This is a genomic window from Pueribacillus theae, from assembly GCF_003097615.1.
In the GTDB taxonomy this organism is placed as follows: Bacteria; Bacillota; Bacilli; order Bacillales; family UBA6769; genus Pueribacillus; species Pueribacillus theae.
The window spans coordinates 16809-33745 of the sequence record NZ_QCZG01000028.1 but is presented as its reverse complement, the minus strand read 5'-3'; the positions used below and the strand labels follow the sequence as shown (position 1 = coordinate 33745).

Below are 16937 nucleotides of genomic sequence, written 5' to 3'. Positions count from 1 at the left end.
GGAGGCTTTTCTATCCCGGTAGAACCGAACTTTCATGTTGGGAGGTGGAAACCATTGAAGCCAATTGAAATGAAACGAAAAATTGAAAAGCGCCTTTCTCGTTCCGAATGGCGGTTTAGCTATAATAAAAATGACGAAACGATGCGAATTGAAGATATTCATACGAAAAAAGGAATGACCCTTTCTTTAAATGGTTTACTTACGAAGTGGGAAGAAAATAAAGATACATATTTTGATGAGTTGATTGAACATATTGAAGAAGCGATGAAAGCAATGAATGAAGAGCAGCGGCTTTCAGGAAAAGAAAAAGCCATTTTTCCTGTTATCCGTTCAACTTCTTTCCCAACTGAATCAAATGCAGGGAAAAAGCTAATCCATGATAAGCATACAGCTGAAACGGCGATATTCTATGCGCTTGATCTTGGAAAATCTTATCGATTAATTGACGAAGGGCTGCTTAAAGAAGAAGGTTGGGAAGAATCAATGATTAAGGAGGCAGCGCGATTTAATTTGCGTTCGCTTGACGTAAAATTGAGAGAGGATACAGTTGCGGGAAATACGTTTTATTTTTTAAACACGAATGATGGATACGATGCTAGCAGAATTTTAAATCAGCCATTGCTGGAATCAATGGCGGAAAAAGCTGAAGGAACATTGGCAATCGCTGTACCCCATCAAGATGTTTTAATCTTTGCCGATATACATAACGACACAGGCTACGATGTGCTTGGACAAATGACAATGTCCTTTTTTGCGAGTGGAAGAGTGCCAATAACAGCTTTGCCATTTTTGTACAATGGCGGGGAACTTGAACCTATCTTTATTTTAGCTAAAAACCGACCCCAAAAAGATAAATAACAGATGAATTACCTTTAAGGACAGAGAGAAAAAGGAGGTGAAGGCCCATGGAAAAATGGTGGAAAAAACTATGGAAACTCATGTTTGGCGATGAGGAGGAGGAAGACGGACCTGAAAGACAGAGCATCCGGCCCAGAAGATTTCCAATCTCAGAACACGAAAATAATGCAAAAGTGATTCACGAATATCCAAAAGGCAACTTTCGTTTTCCTCTCATACCAGATAAAGAAAAGGCGCAAACTGACGAGAAAAGTTTCCATACCCATCGAAAAATGCCTTCACAACAAGAAAAAGAAAAATTCGGAGGGAAGGATTTCAAAGTTTCAAATGTCCCTTCGCCTATTTTTGGTTTCGGAGAGCGTTACACATTCGAGCCATTCCCAACTAAGGAAAAACAGGCAAACGAAGAAATGGGCGAACCAACGATTCATGAAGTGAATGATGAGGAAGCTGAGGACGAAAGTCTTCAGCCTATCATTCAGGAAGCAGAACCTGTTGATGAAGAGAAGGGCGGACGTAACAATGTCCAATTGAATGCTGAAAAAGAGTCTAATGAAATCAACGAAGAATTAAAAACTGAAGAAAATAGAGCACATGGCCCAGAGGAAAAAGAATTGCAAAACGCAACTCCTTTAAGAAATAGCCAGGCGAAAAATGAGTTGCCTAAAGCAAATGCTTCCAGAATTGGCCAAAGTGTACCTGTTCAAAATCAACCGGCACCTGTTCCGTATAATGTGATGATGTTCAAGGCTGATCGCAGCCGCATTTACTATTTTCCGAAATTGCAATTGCTGGATTCACCTGTCCGGAAGAAAGAGGATAGTTTACCATGGTTGGAAGAACAGAAAAAGCTGCTAAATGAAACGTTTAAAAATTTCAATGTGAATGCAGTTGTCGTCAATGCGGTTAAAGGGCCGTCTGTCACAAGGTTTGAAGTTCAACCGAGTCCGGGTGTAAAAGTGAGCAAGATTACAAATTTATCGGATGATATTAAGCTTAGTTTGTCGGCAAAAGAAATACGGATTGAAGCACCGATACCTGGAAGAAACGCAATCGGCATTGAAGTCCCCAACCGCTCAAGCCAGCCTGTAGGATTAAGGGATATTCTTGAGAGCCAAGCTTTTCAAAAACATTCTTCTCCGCTTGCTGCCGCACTCGGTGTCGATATTTCGGGAGCGCCGGTTGTTACTGATTTAAGAAAAATGCCGCACGGATTAATTGCCGGTGCGACGGGTTCAGGAAAAAGCGTGTGCATTAACGCGATCTTGGCGAGCCTTTTATACAAAGCCAATCCGGATGATGTCAAGCTCTTGCTGATTGATCCGAAAGTCGTTGAACTTGCGCCATATAACGAACTTCCCCATCTCGTTACCCCTGTGGTGACAGATGTGAAAGACGCAACGCTTGCGCTTAAATGGGCAGTGGAAGAAATGGAGCTGCGGTATAAAAAGTTTGCCAAGTTAAAAGTGAGAGATATCGATCGCTATAATGAAAGCATTAAAAAGAATAAAAACAACGATGAAAAAATGCCTTACATCGTCATTATTATTGATGAGCTTGCCGATCTGATGATGGTATCCCCACAAGAAGTGGAAGACGCCATCTGCCGCATCGCCCAAAAGGCAAGAGCGTGCGGCATCCACCTTTTAGTAGCGACACAGCGCCCGTCTGTTGATGTGATCACAGGATTAATTAAGGCAAATATCCCGACAAGGATTGCATTTTCAGTTTCATCCCAAGTCGATTCGAGAACAATCCTTGATGCCAGTGGAGCTGAAAAGCTTCTCGGAAAAGGGGATATGCTTTTCATGGAAAATGGCTCCCCTAAACCAATCAGATTGCAAGGCAACTTTGTTTCTGACGAAGAGATAGATCGGATTACAGAATTTATAAAAAAACAGCGAAAACCAAATTATATGATTGAGATGGATGAATTAACATCCCACTCCAGTGATGAGCATGAAGATGAACTGTTTGAAGAGGCATGCGAGTTTATTTTCGAACAAGGCGCGGCTTCATCTTCAAGCCTTCAACGACGGTTCCGGATTGGCTATAATCGTGCCGCAAGATTAATTGACTTGATGGAAGAAAGCGGCCTTGTATCAAAAGCAAATGGAAGCAAACCTAGAAAACTGTTAATGACAAAGCAAGAGTTTCTCGAAAGAATGAGCAAGCAAGCATAGACTGGTGTGGCAGTTACCTAAATAAACCTTGTTTTCTAACGGTTCGTTTACTATGATTAAGAAGAATTGCAATCGGAAATCGTATATAAGGAGAACAGTTGGAGAATGAAAGAAATCGAACTAAAGCTTAAAGGAAAAATTAAGCGCCTAACGAATAAAACGTTCAAATTTGATAGCAGGGTTGGAGAGGGTTGGTTTTCAGCTGTTTATTTTTTGAAAACGAGTGAAATCGCGAGGCTTCATCGTCCCAATGCAAACGTAACGATGCAATTTTTTCAAAAAACGGATGATGCTGTGTTATGTGGTACAGATGAAGCGATTGCACTCGTCCAAACGTTCGCAAAAAATACTGATGAACTCGAAGTGATGTCATTAAAAGATGGGGATAAAATTTCTGCTTTTGAAACGGTCATGACAATTTCCGGGCCTTATCAAAATTTTGGCTTTCTTGAGGGAATGATTGATGGCATTCTTGCAAGAAGAACATCAGTAGCTACCAATGTTTATAAAGTATCAAAAGCAGCCTCTTATTCCGGCATTCAAAAGCCGATTATTTTTATGGGAGACAGAGACGACCATTTCACCCAGCAAGCAGGCGATGGCTACGCGGCATATATTGGAGGCTCCACCGCCCAAGCGACCCACGCCATGAACGAGTGGTGGGGGAAAGAAGGAATGGGGACGATGCCGCATGCATTGATTCAGCTTTTTCAAGGGGACGTTGTGGAAGCGACGAAGGCCTATTACAAGACTTTCCCTGAAGACGAATTAATGGCACTCGTTGATTATAATAATGATGTCATCACTGATTCCCTTCGGGTGGCACGTGAATTTAAAGAGAAATTAAAAGCTGTACGTGTAGATACATCCAGAACAATGGTTGATCAATTTTTTTGCCGAAACCAGGAAATGCTTGGCAGCTTTGATCCAAGAGGCGTCAGTCCTGAACTTATTTTTGCGCTCCGCAAAGCATTGGATGCGGAAGGTTTTAATCATGTAAAAATTGTTGCAAGCGGCGGGTTTAATGAAGAGAGAATATTGGAATTTGAAAAGAAAAATGTCCCGGTCGATATGTACGGCGTCGGGAGCAGTCTGCTTAAAATCAACATCGGCTTTACAGGAGATAATGTATTGTTAAACGGTGAACCGCAAGCGAAAGCGGGAAGGAAATACCGCCCAAACCCAAGATTGGAAAAGGTGGACTTATAATGCGCTTGTTGGATTGAATTCGGGTAGCCTCTTATACATATTTGTATGGTCGGCCGATCGTTTATTTGCTATAATTGTCCTCATTGAAGAAAGCCGTATGGTCTATGAAGTCAGGTGCCGGAGGCGGGGCTGGATGAAATCGGCGACCGATTTCTATCATGAAAAGCCAGATGCCAAAAACCGTAATAGAACGTATATTAGCAATTTTTGGGTCGATTCCATATACTAAACATAGAATGATGCAGCAAGAGAAATTGTTACAAGATTGATTGTGGAGGTTCATTATGACGACATTCCATTTCGTTGGAATAAAAGGTACCGGGATGAGCGCACTCGCTCAAATTTTAAATGATATGAATGAAAATGTTCAAGGCTCAGATATCGGCAAATATTTTTTTACACAGGAAGCCCTAGAGAAAAAAAATATTCCAATCCTTCCATTTGATAAAGACAATATAAAAACGGGACAAATTGTAATTGCTGGCAACGCATTTGGGGAAGATCACGTTGAAATTGTCGAAGCCAAGAAACGCAATCTTCCAGTGTACCGTTATCATGAATTTATTGGGGAATTTATACGTAAATTTACAAGCATTGCTGTCACCGGAAGCCATGGAAAAACATCAACAACAGGACTGCTTACGCACGTTCTTGGCCATGCAAAATCAACATCCTATTTGATTGGCGATGGAACGGGAGCAGGCAGGGAAAACAGTGAATATTTTGTCTTTGAAGCTTGTGAATATCGCCGGCATTTTTTAGCTTATCATCCCGATTATGCGATTATGACGAATATTGATTTCGACCATCCAGACTATTTCGAGGACATCGATGACGTTTTTGATGCATTCCAAGAGATGGCTAAACAAGTGGGAAAAGCGATCATTGCTTTCGGAGATGATCCTTATTTGCAAAAAATCCAGGCGAATGTTCCTGTTGTCTTTTACGGATTTAATGAGGAAAATGATTTCCAAGCGAGTAATATTACGACCACTGTTCAAGGAACCAGCTTTGATGTGTTTGTCCGTAATACGTTTTACGGTTCTTTTCAAATTCCAATGCATGGAAATCATAATGTCTCCAATGCTCTTGCTGTTATTGCACTTTGCCACTATGAGGGAATTGAAATTGAAAAGATTCAAGAACAGCTTAAAGCATTCAAAGGAGTAAAACGGCGTTTTAATGAAAGAGTGTTCCATAATCAAATCCTCATTGATGACTACGCCCATCATCCAGCAGAAATAACGGCAACAATCGACGCCGCAAAGAAAAAGTATCCTGATAAGGAAATTGTCGCTATTTTTCAGCCGCATACTTTTTCAAGAACGAAAACATTCCTGAACGAATTTGCCGAAAGTTTGTCACATGCAGATGCTGTTTACTTATGTGATATTTTTGGCTCAGCAAGGGAGCATGAAGGCAGTCTGTCCATTGAAGATTTAAAAAACAAAATTCCACATTCACATTTAGTCCATGAAGAGTCAATCGGTGATTTAAAAAAACATGATAGCGGCGTCCTCATTTTTATGGGTGCAGGCGACATTCAAAAATATCAGAAAGCATACGAAAAGCTATAAGCTAAAAAAAACGCTGACGCTCTTTCCTAAAGGTGAGAGGTGGGATGGGTTTAAATTGATGAATGGCCAATTTGCTTTCTTATTTTTTAAAAGGAACTCGACATTCTTTCAAAATGTCGAGTTTTTAACTTCTCCAGCCTCTAATTTCTCGTAAGGTGTGGGAAACATTTGCTATCGAATAGTTTTCATTATACTTGCTAAAAATACTATTGAAAAATAAAAAAGAGAAGGATTATAAGTGCATTTATCGAATAGAGTTATTATGTACAGGTTTTACAAAAGAATTTTTTGGGTAAGAGAAACGGTAAGGAGGTGTACTAAATTTGATTTGGATTCTCTATATAAGCGCGCTAATTGTTGCGGTTGCCTTTGCAGTATTAGTTATATTTATCGTGCAAACATTGAAATCATTAAGAATAACCCTCGATAATGTCGCCACGACGGTGGACAGTTTAGAAAAACAGCTAAATGGCATTACTGTGGAAACTACTGAGCTTTTACATAAAACAAATAAGCTTGCAGAAGATATTCAAGAAAAGTCGTTAGCTTTAAATTCTGTTGTTGATCGAGTAAAAGATGTAGGAAATTCACTCGGGACGCTCAACCAGTCGTTTCGAAACATCTCTAACCAAGTTGTAGCAGGGAGCGAAAGATATTCGGAACAAGTCGAAAAGGCTGTTGAATGGACCGGGGCTCTCATGAGGATTTGGCAACAATGGAAAGTGAAAAAGAAAGCAACTGATCAATATATAGGGGTTGAAGAAAAATAATTTATTTAAAGGAGGCTTTATTTCATGAGTGATAACAATTTAAAAAGCAAAGACTTTTTAACGGGTGTAATTGTAGGAAGCATCGTTGGAGCGGTATCCGCTTTATTGCTGGCACCAAAGTCAGGGAAAGAGATGCGCAGTGATTTAAATGAACAAGCAAGCGTAATGAAAGAACGTTCGTTGCAGCTTAAGGATACGGCGGTTGAAAAAGGGACTGAATGGATCTCTGTTGCCAAAGAAAAGTCTTCAGATATCGCCAAAACTGTTTCTGATCAATCGTCACAAGTGGCCAGTAAAGTAAAAGATATTACAGGCCAAATTAAGTCGAATATGGACAGCGGAAGCAGCCCGCTTACAAGTGAAAACCCATTTCTCGAAGATTCAAATGAATCGATTGTTTCCACAAATACAACAGCCACCCCAACAGATGATGTAAGTAAAATGGATGAATGATGAGTTAGAACCGTTGCATTCGTGCTAACGGTTCTTTTTGATCCATGCAATCTACATTATTTCCTAAAGATGTAAATTCGCTCGTTTAATAGGTATTTGCTTTAGTGCTTAAAAGCGTTTAATTATTAAAGAAAAAGTTCGTGACTTTCTGAATGGTATCGTTTATAATTAATCCTAATAGTTCGAGGACAGAAAATAAAAGAGGAGTGGGAAGAATGGGAAACGTTGAACTTGAACAGCTGCGGGAACAGCTTGATGATGTAAACCTTAAGCTTTTGGAACTTATTAATAAGCGGGCGGAATTGGTTCAAGAAATAGGCAATGTTAAAAAGGTGCAAGGAGTGAATCGTTTCGATCCTGTGAGGGAAAGGGATATGCTTGATTTAATTGCAGAAAAAAACGAAGGCCCTTTTGAAACATCGACGTTACAGCATATTTTCAAAGAAATTTTTAAAGCTAGCCTAGAACTTCAAGAAGATGACCACCGGAAAGCATTGCTTGTATCGCGTAAAAAACAATCTGAAAATACGATTGTTACGATCAAGGGAGAAACTGTAGGAGACGGCATTCAGCGCGTTATTGCTGGCCCTTGTTCTGTCGAAAGTTACGATCAGGTCAATGAAGTCGCCAAAGCGATCAAAAAGCAAGGGCTTAAATTTTTGCGCGGCGGTGCTTATAAGCCTAGAACATCCCCATACGATTTCCAAGGTCTAGGGGAAGAAGGCTTGAAAATCTTAAAACAAATCGGTGACGAGTTAGATTTAGCGGTTATCAGCGAAATCGTTACACCAAACGATATTGAAAAAGCGCTCGATTACATTGATGTGATTCAAATTGGCGCCCGGAATATGCAAAACTTTGAACTGCTAAAAGCAGCCGGTTCTGTGAACAAACCAGTTTTATTAAAAAGAGGCCTCTCAGCAACAATTGAAGAGTTCATCAATGCAGCAGAATACATTATTTCTAACGGAAACGGCCAAATCATGCTTTGCGAGAGAGGTATAAGAACGTACGAGAAAGCAACGAGAAATACACTCGATATCTCAGCCGTTCCAATCTTAAAGAAAGAAACACATTTACCTGTTGCTGTTGACGTCACACATTCCACTGGCCGCCGTGATCTTCTTCTCCCAACTGCGAAAGCGGCGCTTGCCATTGGTGCTGATATTGTGATGGCGGAAGTCCACCCTGATCCTGCAGTGGCATTGTCTGATTCGGCACAACAAATGGATATTGAACAATTTGAACATTTCATGGACGAGTTAAGGGCCTCTGGATTGTACAAAGATGTGACAAAGTCTTCTGCCGTATAAGGCTGAAGGCTTTTCTTTTTGAAAAAGAGTTCCCCATTCGTTAAAATAAAGATTGCGATTACATTTGATGTAGCAAGTAAGGTAGCGTATGATAAGAGCAGAAGTCAGAATTCAGAGGCCCGGAATTATTTTGGACAAGAGTCAGAATTCAAAGGCCAGACTGGAGTAAGACAGATTACATTTACGAATGTAAAGCCTGAAATGGAAGTTTGAAGCGACTTTAAGGAGGTTAGCACGCGTGAGTGCGACGATCTATGATGTGGCAAGGGAAGCAAATGTCTCAATGGCAACAGTTTCCCGTGTTGTTAACGGAAATCCTAATGTGAAACCATCTACAAGACAAAAAGTACTGGAAGCAATTGAACGGCTCGGTTACCGTCCAAATGCAGTTGCTAGAGGATTGGCGAGCAAAAAGACAACAACTGTTGGTGTCATTATACCGGACATCTCAAGCATACTTTTTGCTGAATTGGCACGCGGGATTGAAGATATTGCTACAATGTATGAATATAACATTATTTTGAGCAACTCGGACCAAAATAAAAATAAAGAAGTCCGTTTAATTAATACGTTGTTAGGCAAGCAAGTAGACGGAATCGTTTTTATGGGTGGAAAGTTGGAAGACGAAGTAATCGCTGAATTTAAAAATTCTCCCGTTCCCGTTGTTTTGGCAGCAACTGTTGATGAAAACAGGGGGACGCCGTCTGTAAATATTGATTATGAAACAGCAAGTTTTGATGCGGTAAATGCATTCATTGAGAAGGGCCATAAAAATATTGCGGCTGTCATCGGGCCTATGGAAGATCCGATTAATGGGCAGCTAAAATTTTCCGGCTACCGCAAAGCAATGGAAAAGGCGGGAATACAAATTAAAGATGGCTTTGTTTCAGTAGGAGATCTCTCATATGATTCTGGATTGCAAGCGGTCGAATCATTCCTTCAATTGCCCGAACCGCCAACAGCCATTTTCGTTGGAACGGATGAAATGGCGCTTGGTGTCATTCACGGCATCCAAGATGCAAAATTATCCGTTCCTCATGATATCGAAGTTATTGGGTTTGACAATACGAGATTAGCAACGATGGTAAGGCCGACTTTGTCGACTGTCGTAATGCCGATGTATGATATCGGTGCGGTTGCTATGCGTCTTTTGACGAAGCTCATGGAAAAAGAAGAAGTAGACGAGAAAACGATCTTGCTTCCTCATCGGATTGAATTTAGAGGCTCAACAAAATAAAGAAAACGATGGACTAGCTGTTTTTGTGCTAGTCCACTTTCTTTATATGCGTGTTCAAAAAGGAGGACAACGAGATTCGTAGCCTATTAAGGAAGTTCGACAAAAAGCATCACGTCCTGTGATAACGTCGAACTGACTTACCTCCTGTAAGCCTCCAGACTTTTTGAACATCCTCTTTATTTGATAATTGATAAGGCTTTATGTAACATGAGCAAATTTTTCTCAGTTATTTCAGCTTTTCTTGGTATGGCTGGATAAATGCCACCGGCATCCTCCCATGTTTTAGGTAAGGTAACTGGCGACTTTGCCTGCCATTTTGCAATCCAATTTTCAGGAAGAGAGCCTGTTCTGTCGTCATCGTTCATCGCAAGCCAAATTTTACCCCATGCTCTTGGTACGGCGCGCCAGATGTCATAACCCCCGCCGCCGACGGCAATCCATTTTCCGTCGCAATGTTCATGCGCCATTTCATGGGCAAGTTTTGGGATGGTGTCGAAGCTTTTCATTGTTAGGGATAGATGGGTTAATGGATCATAATAATGGGCGTCAGCTCCATTTTGTGTAAGAATGATATCAGGCTTAAAATAATGTGCAACTTCTCTTACGATTGCTGTATAGATTTCAAGCCAAGATTCATCTTCTGTAAAAGCGTCGACAGGCACGTTAAAGGAATAGCCGTAGCCGTCTCCTTGGCCTCTCTCGACGTAATTTCCGGTTCCTGGAAATAAATAACGCCCTGTTTCATGAATGGAAATGGTGCATACATTCTGTTCTTCGTAAAAAGACCATTGGACACCGTCGCCGTGATGGGCATCTGTATCAATATAAAGGACACGGGCATCATATTTTTCCCTCAGCCATTTAATCGCAATCGAGCAATCGTTATAGACACAAAATCCGGAAGCTTTTCCGCGATGCCCATGGTGGAGCCCTCCGCCAAGATTCAAGGCATGGAGAGCCTTGCCTTCCATTACTTGTTCACAAGCTGTCAGAGTGGCTCCGACTAGAAGTGCGCTCGCTTCGTGCATTTCTTTAAATACAGGTGTATCTTCTGTCCCAAGGCCATAGCTCTCCGCAATCTGCGGATCCAAGTTTCCCTGCCCGGCAAGCTTAACTGCATCCATATAATCTATTGAATGGATCAATGCAATTTCTTCATCCGTCGCCATCCTTGGGGTAATCACTTGTTTTGAATCAATCGCATCGCTTTGTTTTAACAGATCGAGCGTCATTTGAACACGCAATTGATTAAATGGGTGATCATCATGAAATTTATACTTTAGCATGTCGTCTGAATAAATGAATATCGCATTTTTTTTCATTCGGATATCCCCAATCTCTAACTTCCCAAAAACACGTTAGCGTTTTTTAAAAAAATTAAGAAAGTATAAATTTGTCTCTTTCACAAATTTAGACCAATCCGGCTTCCGACCTCTGACCCCCGGATCAGTACATAAATCGGTTTTTAAACCGAAGTTGATCAAATCTTTGGATTGACTCTTCATCAACACGTTTGCCGATGCGAACCATTAAGCAGTTGGCTGGGTGGGAGCTGATTTCAGGGTCATCGGTCGCGTACCAGACAAGGCCTGCTGAATTCATCATTTTTTCCATCATTTTCCGGTATTCCCATACAGATAATTTTGTCCCTTCTAAATCCCAGTGCCAATAAAATTCTGTCGTGATGATAATATAATCTTCCATGGCATCGTCCATCATCGACACGTTAAGAAGGCTTTTTCCCACACCGAAACTTCGAAATTTAGGAATGATTTCAATCGCGCCCAATTCGATTAAATTTTCCATATTGCCTTCCGACCATCTTTCCAATGGGTCAGGATAAACGTATGTAACATAACCGACAACAGTATTTTCATGCCGTGCAATAATGATCCGCCCTTCAGGGAGTTTCGCTATTTCAATTAATGCTTTATGCTGTTGTGGAGGGGGCCGAAAAGCAACGAGATCCTCATGGAAATGATGTCCGGCAAGTTGTTCGGAAGAAATAGGGCCTTCTATCATTAACTCACCATGAGGTGTATTCAATTTCATAGAATGATACGTTTTTTTATGCTCCATTGGGCACCACCTTTGAAAAATATCATTACATTTCATTATACATGAAAAGAGATTAAAAACCGCTAACATAAATTGTGAAAATTCCGATGTGTGTTATAATTAAGTGTATCAGCGAGACTTATCCGGTTTTTCCTCCGTTGCCTCACGATTTGTTCGCTTTGTGCGGTTCTTACGGCTGGTTGCCTCGTAATGATTAGGAAGGAGAGATTCGATGAAAGTGGAAGCGCTTCCTTCAGAAGAGGGAAATTATAATTTGCAAGATTATAGTGAAATGAGCGGCCACTTCAAGTGGGAAGATGCATATAGGCATTTTGCCTGGCATGATACCGGCAGAGTGAATATCGCCTATGAAGCAATCGATCGTCATGCAGAGTCCGCAAATAAAGATAAAATTGCTTTATATTTTTTTGACAATACCCGAAATGAAAAATATACGTTTCAAGAGATGAAATGGAATACGAATAAAGCAGCGAATGTACTAAAGCAGATTGGTATAAAAAAGGGTGACCGCGTAGCTATTTTCATGCCGCGCACCCCGGAATTATACTTTTCTTTGTTCGGAATACTAAAAACCGGAGCTGTTGCCTGTCCAATTTTCGATGCGTTCAAGGAAGATGCTATACGGGACAGGCTTGAAGACAGCGGTGCAAAAGCCATCATAACTACGCCCGAGTTGCTAAAGCGGGTTCCTGTTGAACACTTGCCGGAGTTAAAGCATGTTTTGCTTGCCGGGGAGGAAGTGAAAGAAAAAGGGCGCTATATGAGCTTCAGCACCCGGATGGCAAGTGCGAGCGAAGATTTTAATATCGAATGGGTTGATTTAGAAGATGGAATGATCATTCATTATACAGCAGGATCCAGCGGACCTTTAAAAGGAATCTACCATGTTCATCAAGCAATGGTCCAAATCTATCAAACATCAAAATGGGTACTCGATTTAAAGGAAAATGATATTTATTGGTGTACGGCGAACCCTAGCTGGATTACAGGGACTTGTTACGGCGCGTTTGGCCCATGGCTTGCAGGCTGTACAAATGTGATCCATGGCGGCCGGTTTAATCCTGATGAATGGTATGAAACGATCGAACAATACAATGTCTCAGTTTGGTATAGTGCGCCTACTGCATTTCGCATGCTGATGGGCGCTGGCGATTCGTTTGTTAAGAAATATGATCTCAGTTCACTAAGGCATATTTTAAGTGTAGGCGAACCTTTGAGCCCTGAAATTATCCGCTGGGGAATGAATGTTTTTAAAACGCGGATCCATGATACGTGGCTAATGACTGAAACAGGATCCATTCTTATTTCCAATTATTCAAGTTTGGATATTAAACCGGGTTCGATGGGGAAAGCTTTGCCAGGTATTGAGGCCGCGATCATTGATGATCATGGCAATAAGCTGCCTGCGAATCAGACGGGAAATATCGCCATAAAAAAAGGCTGGCCCTCCATGATGAGGAAAATTTGGCGTCAGCCCGAAAAGTATCTTTCTTATTTTACAAAAAACGGCTGGTTTGTAACGGGTGATTCAGGTTACATGGATGATGACGGTTATTTTTGGTATCAGGGGCGGATTGATGATGTCATCATGACTTCAGGAGAACGAATTGGCCCGTTCGAAATTGAAAATAAACTTAGGGAGCACCCTGCTGTTGCAGAAGCTGGGGTTATTGGCAAACCGGATCCAAAGCTTGGCGAAGTGATAAAAGCATATATCGTATTAAAAGAGGGATTTTATAAATCGAAAGAGTTGGAACTAGAAATCCGCTCATTTGTGAAAAAGGGGCTTTCTGCAGAAGCTGCACCAAGAGAAATTGAATTTAGAGATAAACTGCCAAAGACAAGAAGCGGAAAAATTATGAGGCGAGTCTTAAAGGAATGGGAGGGAGAGCAGCCTTTCCAAATAAGAAGTTAACTCATATTCAAACGAAAGAAACCAACAGACCGAATCCTATTTTGGATTCGGTCTGTTGGTTTTTACACTAATCGCTGTCTGGTTTCTTTTCTTTATCCTCTTGTTTCTGATCTTTTGGTTTTTCATTCTTATTCTCGTTATTTTTCTTATCGGTCTCCTGTTTTGATTTTTCCTCGGCCTTCTGTTTTTCTTTCGTTTCTGACTTTTGCTCTTGTTTTTCAGGTTTTTTGGCTGTTTCTTCTTCCTGAGTCTTTTCTTTAGACCAGTTTCCAACAATCATTTTTTCAGAAGGAGAAGATTCTTTTCCAGCTACATCCACTGCAGTGACATAATACGCGCTTGCACTTTCTGAAATCACGTAAGAGTTTGAGTTTGAGAATGTCGCAACACTGCCGACTAGTTTGAAATTATTTGTCTCATCTTGTGCGCGGTAAATTCGGTATCCGACAATGTCAGATTCCCCATGTTTTGCCCAGGTGAGCGTGTTTCCTTTTACATTTAATCCGGAGACAGGGTCAGGTGTCTTGCCATTTTCTTTTGCTTTTTCCGTGGCAACCCCATCCATAGAACGCCAGTTGTTTGGAAGCATATTTTTTATATCGACGCCGTTGAGTGAATCAACTTTAAGATTAACTCCTTGCTTCGTAAATTCTGAAGGAGTAGAGTCCAACGCAAGGTAATTTTTTCCGTTGATGACAACGTATTGAACCAAATCAAGGCTGTCATCTACTTTTTTCGGTGCAAACTTTGCGTTAAATAAGTCTGTTTTTACAAGACCGGCTTTTTTACACATTTCTGAAGCGAGGTGGCCGGAGATGCCGCAAATCGAACGACGGACAATGCCGCTAGGCATCGCAAAGCGTTTATTCGGGGCAATTAGATCCGAATTCACATCATAGGCTGAGTTAGCAAGCAGTGCCCATATCCGTTGTGTTCGATGTGCATAGTTGCTTCTGTCAAGGCTCATCGGTTTATCATACCCGGTCCAAACCCCAAGGGTGACATTCGGATTTGTTGCGACAAACCATGAGTCTTTCCAATCTTGAGAAGTTCCTGTTTTACCAGCCCAATCTGTTCGGAATTTCAAATAGCTTGGCACTCTTGATGCCGTTCCGCCGCCGCGCAGCACATCTCTCATCATATCGATCGTTAAATAGGCTGTTTGCGGGCTGAAAACTTCGACCGGTTTTGCTTTATGTTCGTAAATCACTTTACCATGATTATCAACGATCTTTTCAATAAGGTAGGCGTCATGAAATGTGCCTCCATTGGCAAACGTTGCATAAGCATTTGTGTTTTCTTCAACGGTTACTCCACGCTGCAACGCACCAAGCGCCATGGATCGGTTGTAACGATCAACGCTCATAAGTGAAGTAAATCCCATTTTTTCAAGATAGCCCGTTGCTTCATACGGATCCATCATTAAATAAGCCCTTGCTGCTGGAACGTTTATCGATTTTGCTAGCGCTTCCCGGGTTGTCACAAGCCCTTTGTACCCGCCGCCGTAGTTTCTAGGCTTCCATCCGTTATGGTTTAGCGGTGTATCAGCAAGCATGTATCCCGGTTGAACTTTCCCTAATTCCATCGCAGGGGCGTAATCGAGCAGAGGCTTCATTGTTGAACCGTTGGAACGATAAGCTTGTGTTGCATGGTTTAATTGTGATTCTTCATAATCTCTTCCTCCAACAAAACTTAAAATTTTTCCAGTGCTATTCTCGATCAGAATCGCACCGACTTCCATTGGATATTTTTTCGAAACTTTTTCTCCTGTTTTAGGATCAGTTCTTAATGCAGTTTTTGGAGCTTGGAAATAACTTGGATTATCAAGCACGCCGTCTTTTGCCTTTTGCATTGCATCATAAATGTCCTTTTTCACTGTAGTATGAATCTGGTAGCCTTTTCTCCGTATTAGGTTATCGGCGTTCTCTACGTATTCACTAAAAAACTCGTAATCTTTTTTTATGTCCTGTAAATTCACACCGCGTTTTTTTGCTACTTCTTCCATTGATTTTCCAGTAATGCGGGATTCATAAATCATGCTTTCATATAATGCATAATTGGCCCGCATTGATTTGCCGTCATGTCCATTTTCATCTGCGAACGTACTTGCGAGTACTTCCGTTGCCCGTTTTTCAACTTCAAAATGAAAATACGGATAAGTTTTTTGAGGGATTGGTTTCGGTTTCGCTAAATTGGCTTTTACATCATAGGCAACCGCTTCATTGTATTGCTTTTTATCAATAAAACCTTCCATATACATCCTTAACAGCACAGTCTTCATTCGCTTCAAGCCGGGCTCCAATGACTTTTTGACCGTACCGTCATTATTAAAAGGAGTATAACTAAAAGGGTTTTGCGGAAGACCGGCGATAAAAGCAGCTTGCGGCAAATTTAGGTCCTTGGCACTCACGCCAAAAATTCCTTGGGCAGCGGCTTCAATTCCAGCAATGTTTTGGCCTGTTGAATTGCGTCCGAACGAAACAATATTTAAGTAAGCCTCAAGAATGTCGTGTTTATCAATGGCACGCTCCAATCTCATGGCAAGCAATATTTCTTTCGCTTTACGTTCAAAAGACACTTCGTTCGTTAAAATTTGATTTTTTACAAGTTGTTGTGTGAGCGTGCTTCCTCCCGTTTGGACGCTTGAATTTGTCAATTCTTGAAATGTCGCGCGAATGAGTGCTTTAGGGACAATTCCTTTGTGATCATAGAAATAGTTATCTTCAGTTGCAATAATCGCTTGTTTAGCATAATCGGAAACGTCTTCCACTTTGACTTCTTTACGTTCAAGGTCTGAGCGAAGATTGCCAAGCAATTTATTGTCTGCAAAATAAACTTGGCTTGACACTTCATAATTGTAAATGCGCTCTTTCATATTTTCATAACTTTCCACTTGCTCATCTTTCACAAGGGATGCAAAGTAACCCGCGCCTACTCCAAAGGCGAAAAAGGCAGCCATTAATCCAAAGGTTATAAAAATAAGAAAAAGATTCCAAACGACTTTAGTAGCAATGCTTGCTCCTTTAATAATTCCAAGTTCACTTAATTTATTCATAAAAGCTTTATAAGCATTGCGAGCTTTGGAAAAGTATTCTTTCATGAAATACCTCCTATACAAAATCGGTATAATTATAGCACATCTTACCCGTATTTGTGTCTAAAATCCGCCACATATGGGCAAGCACTTGACATCATTATTATGGTATGATAAAAAATATACTAAAATCATAGCTAAAAACAGTGATAGGAATAAGTAGCGTTTGTTTCCCTGTTTCAGAAAGCTGATGGCCGATGTGAATCAGCACATAGATAAGCGTGAATTACATCCTGGAGTTTTCTTTGT

At 40.9% G+C, this 16937-nt stretch carries 13 protein-coding genes and 1 other annotated feature (1 of these 14 only partly in view); of the genes, 10 read left to right on the top strand and 3 right to left on the bottom strand.

Annotation, left to right across the window (positions count from 1 at the left end; all coding sequences use genetic code 11):
• Positions 1-69: 69 nt before the first annotated feature.
• The 9 genes from DCC39_RS12955 (at position 70) to ccpA (ending at position 9600) form a co-directional block, all read left to right on the top strand.
• Complete coding sequence (locus tag DCC39_RS12955; RefSeq protein WP_407071857.1) at positions 70-858, top strand: DUF1444 domain-containing protein; 789 nt, start codon at positions 70-72, stop codon at positions 856-858.
• Positions 859-905: 47 nt separating this feature from the next.
• Positions 906-3041 (top strand): DNA translocase FtsK, encoded by a 2136-nt coding sequence (locus tag DCC39_RS12950; protein WP_116555329.1) that lies wholly within the window; start codon positions 906-908, stop codon positions 3039-3041.
• A gap of 105 nt (positions 3042-3146) precedes the next feature.
• Complete coding sequence (locus DCC39_RS12945; RefSeq protein ID WP_116555328.1) at positions 3147-4250, top strand: nicotinate phosphoribosyltransferase; 1104 nt, start codon at positions 3147-3149, stop codon at positions 4248-4250.
• 284 nt (positions 4251-4534) lie between these two features.
• A complete protein-coding gene (murC, locus tag DCC39_RS12940) occupies positions 4535-5827 on the top strand; it encodes a UDP-N-acetylmuramate--L-alanine ligase (RefSeq protein ID WP_116555327.1) in 1293 nt (430 codons plus the stop codon).
• Positions 5828-6150: 323 nt separating this feature from the next.
• Positions 6151-6597, top strand: a complete 447-nt coding sequence (locus DCC39_RS12935; RefSeq protein WP_116555326.1) for a DUF948 domain-containing protein — start codon at positions 6151-6153, stop codon at positions 6595-6597.
• 24 nt (positions 6598-6621) lie between these two features.
• Entirely contained in the window at positions 6622-7050 is a 429-nt protein-coding gene (locus DCC39_RS12930; RefSeq protein ID WP_116555325.1) for a YtxH domain-containing protein, read from the top strand.
• Positions 7051-7265: 215 nt separating this feature from the next.
• Positions 7266-8363: a bifunctional 3-deoxy-7-phosphoheptulonate synthase/chorismate mutase gene (locus DCC39_RS12925; RefSeq protein WP_116555324.1), complete on the top strand. Its 1098-nt coding sequence runs from the start codon at positions 7266-7268 to the stop codon at positions 8361-8363.
• 18 nt (positions 8364-8381) lie between these two features.
• The gene (locus DCC39_RS12920; protein ID WP_116555323.1) at positions 8382-8576 is read left to right on the top strand and encodes a hypothetical protein; all 195 of its coding nucleotides are present in this window, start codon (positions 8382-8384) and stop codon (positions 8574-8576) included.
• 25 nt (positions 8577-8601) lie between these two features.
• Entirely contained in the window at positions 8602-9600 is a 999-nt protein-coding gene (ccpA, locus tag DCC39_RS12915; protein WP_116555322.1) for a catabolite control protein A, read from the top strand.
• A gap of 176 nt (positions 9601-9776) precedes the next feature.
• Here ccpA and DCC39_RS12910 read toward each other — a convergent pair whose 3' ends face one another.
• Entirely contained in the window at positions 9777-10922 is a 1146-nt protein-coding gene (locus DCC39_RS12910; RefSeq protein ID WP_116555321.1) for an acetoin utilization protein AcuC, read from the bottom strand.
• A 124-nt stretch (positions 10923-11046) separates the two neighbouring features.
• Entirely contained in the window at positions 11047-11679 is a 633-nt protein-coding gene (locus DCC39_RS12905) for a GNAT family N-acetyltransferase (protein ID WP_116555320.1), read from the bottom strand.
• A 211-nt stretch (positions 11680-11890) separates the two neighbouring features.
• Here DCC39_RS12905 and acsA point away from each other — a divergent pair, with 211 nt between their 5' ends.
• Positions 11891-13594, top strand: coding sequence for an acetate--CoA ligase (gene acsA, locus DCC39_RS12900; RefSeq protein WP_116555319.1), 1704 nt, complete (start codon positions 11891-11893; stop codon positions 13592-13594).
• Positions 13595-13661: 67 nt separating this feature from the next.
• Here acsA and DCC39_RS12895 read toward each other — a convergent pair whose 3' ends face one another.
• The gene (locus DCC39_RS12895) at positions 13662-16694 is read right to left on the bottom strand and encodes a transglycosylase domain-containing protein (RefSeq protein ID WP_116555318.1); all 3033 of its coding nucleotides are present in this window, start codon (positions 16692-16694) and stop codon (positions 13662-13664) included.
• 131 nt (positions 16695-16825) lie between these two features.
• Positions 16826-16937 (top strand) — a binding site (T-box leader) (it continues 176 nt past the right edge of the window).

Excerpts from the sequence above, each read along its gene's own strand:
- DCC39_RS12930 (WP_116555325.1), top strand. The coding sequence starts at position 6,622 with ATGAGTGATAACAATTTAAAAAGCAAAGACTTTTTAACGGGTGTAATT.
- acsA (WP_116555319.1), top strand. The coding sequence starts at position 11,891 with ATGAAAGTGGAAGCGCTTCCTTCAGAAGAGGGAAATTATAATTTGCAA.
- murC (WP_116555327.1), top strand. The coding sequence starts at position 4,535 with ATGACGACATTCCATTTCGTTGGAATAAAAGGTACCGGGATGAGCGCA.
- DCC39_RS12945 (WP_116555328.1), top strand. The coding sequence starts at position 3,147 with ATGAAAGAAATCGAACTAAAGCTTAAAGGAAAAATTAAGCGCCTAACG.
- DCC39_RS12950 (WP_116555329.1), top strand. The coding sequence starts at position 906 with ATGGAAAAATGGTGGAAAAAACTATGGAAACTCATGTTTGGCGATGAG.
- DCC39_RS12905 (WP_116555320.1), bottom strand. The coding sequence starts at position 11,679 with ATGGAGCATAAAAAAACGTATCATTCTATGAAATTGAATACACCTCAT.
- DCC39_RS12910 (WP_116555321.1), bottom strand. The coding sequence starts at position 10,922 with ATGAAAAAAAATGCGATATTCATTTATTCAGACGACATGCTAAAGTAT.
- DCC39_RS12925 (WP_116555324.1), top strand. The coding sequence starts at position 7,266 with ATGGGAAACGTTGAACTTGAACAGCTGCGGGAACAGCTTGATGATGTA.
- DCC39_RS12895 (WP_116555318.1), bottom strand. The coding sequence starts at position 16,694 with ATGAAAGAATACTTTTCCAAAGCTCGCAATGCTTATAAAGCTTTTATG.
- DCC39_RS12955 (WP_407071857.1), top strand. The coding sequence starts at position 70 with ATGAAACGAAAAATTGAAAAGCGCCTTTCTCGTTCCGAATGGCGGTTT.